The sequence below is a fragment of the Deltaproteobacteria bacterium genome, from assembly GCA_009929795.1.
Classification (GTDB): Bacteria; Desulfobacterota; Desulfovibrionia; order Desulfovibrionales; family Desulfomicrobiaceae; genus RZZR01.
On the sequence record RZZR01000325.1, the window covers coordinates 1 to 1,684 of the forward strand.

3 protein-coding genes are annotated in these 1,684 nt (G+C 59.3%); 1 reads left to right on the top strand and 2 read right to left on the bottom strand.

Features of this window, described 5'->3' with window-relative positions; genetic code table 11:
• On the bottom strand, positions 1-309 hold a 309-nt coding region (locus EOM25_14670; protein ID NCC26420.1), incomplete at its 3' end, for a DUF4079 domain-containing protein.
• Positions 310-329: 20 nt separating this feature from the next.
• Positions 330-896, bottom strand: coding sequence for a response regulator (locus EOM25_14675; GenBank protein NCC26421.1), 567 nt, complete (start codon positions 894-896; stop codon positions 330-332).
• 46 nt (positions 897-942) lie between these two features.
• On the opposite strand from EOM25_14675, the gene EOM25_14680 reads away from it, so the two are divergent.
• Positions 943-1,494: a hypothetical protein gene (locus EOM25_14680; protein ID NCC26422.1), complete on the top strand. Its 552-nt coding sequence runs from the start codon at positions 943-945 to the stop codon at positions 1,492-1,494.
• Positions 1,495-1,684: the final 190 nt, after the last annotated feature.

A 1,684-nucleotide genomic window follows, 5' to 3' on the forward strand; every position in this document is an offset into this window, starting at 1 on the left:
CCGGTTCATGAGCCAACCCGAGGCGAAACCAACGGCCATGATGGGCAGCATGACCATGGCCAGGGTGTGGTGCCAGCCGGTCAGCCCGGATTCCGACTCCCAAAGGGCCCTGACCACCCAGGATCCGAGAATCATGCCCACGAGCCAGAGGCCGATGACGGCCTTGCCCAAGGCGACGTGGCGCTTCCAGGGAAAGCGGCCTTTTTTTCCGAGATGAGAGACGGAGAAACGGACCGCCCCGAGGGCCAGGACATAGAAGGACAGCAGTATTCCGAGGAACTGGATGAGGGGGTGGAGCCAGGCTATCATGGTCGGCGTCTCCAAAAGGTTCAGAATTCTCCGGGGCAGGAATTGTCCATGATCGCATCGATCTTGGCCAGAAGCCGGTCCCGGTCTATGGGCTTGGTGACGTAATCGGTGGCGCAACCCTTGAAGAAGGCCTTGGACACCTCGCCGGGGCTGTTCAGGGCGGAGATCATGATGACCTTGCATTCCTGGCCTGGCGGGACGCCCCATTTGTTCTCCACGGCCCGGATGATCTGGAGGGCGGTCTGCCCGTCGACCTCAGGCATCATGATGTCCATGCAGACGAGATCGAAGGGTTCGTTTTCATGGAGAGCCTTGACAAAGGAGCCGACAGCCTGCTTGCCGTCGCATTCCTCAATGCAGATCCCCCGGGTTTCGAGAGTCTTTCTGAGGATGAACCGGTTGTCGTAGCTGTCGTCGACGATCATGATCTTCACGGCAGTTCTCCTTGCCTTGGCGTGGCCTGATTCGGACGAGCATTCTGGCTTATGTTCGTACATGGGGTCCCGGGCCGTTGTCCAGTCGTCCGGGACTTGAAATCGCCTCGAGATATCGGCAAGAAGGTTGACAGGGGTTTTTATTTCAGCCATGGACGCACTCCCATTTTCACAATCGAACACCAAAGGAGTTTCGAGTATGTCTTCACCTTCCGAATATATTCTCTACAGCGGGGCCGCTCCCGGGGCCGAATCCGAATTTGGACGTCAGGCCGAGGCCTACGGTTTGCAGGAAGTCACCTTCTCCTTTGAGGGTCGGACCGTGTCCCGGACCCGGGGTCTTCGGGTCCTGACCCAGGAGGAACTGGTCCGCAAGGATGTCAGCCTGGTCTACGTGTCCAAGCTCCTGGGCCGGAGGTTTTCCAACGCCGAACTGATGCGCAAAGTCCTTCAGACGATCATGTATCAGGTCGAGGCAGGCCATGAGGTCTTCGTGGTCGGATCCATTCAGGAGGACGACACGGTCAAGGGCGGCACAGGATGGGGAGCCGAGTTCGCCAAGATCTGCAACAAGCAGATCCATGTCTTCGCCCAGGACCGGAATGGGTGGTTTCGCTGGTCCGGTGAGGGGTGGGAGGCCGAGGCGGCCCCGGTCATCTCCCGCCGGCATTTCACCGGAACCGGCACCCGGTTTCTGGAAGAGAACGGCCGCAAAGCCATCGATGAGCTTTTTAAACGCTCGTTCGCCTGATTCCATCGGATCGAGACGGATGGAAATGAAGCGGCCGGGTCACCCCGGCCGCATTTTTTTTTGGTCCAAGGACCGTCGATAATGGCTTCTGGCCGGATCAACCCTCCTTGAGGGTCTGGACGAGTTCCTGGAGCTCCACGGCCTGTCGGGCCAGTTCGGAGATGGCCTGGGCCGACTGGTCCATGACCTC

Excerpts from the sequence above, each read along its gene's own strand:
- EOM25_14675 (NCC26421.1), bottom strand. The coding sequence starts at position 896 with ATGGCTGAAATAAAAACCCCTGTCAACCTTCTTGCCGATATCTCGAGG.
- EOM25_14680 (NCC26422.1), top strand. The coding sequence starts at position 943 with ATGTCTTCACCTTCCGAATATATTCTCTACAGCGGGGCCGCTCCCGGG.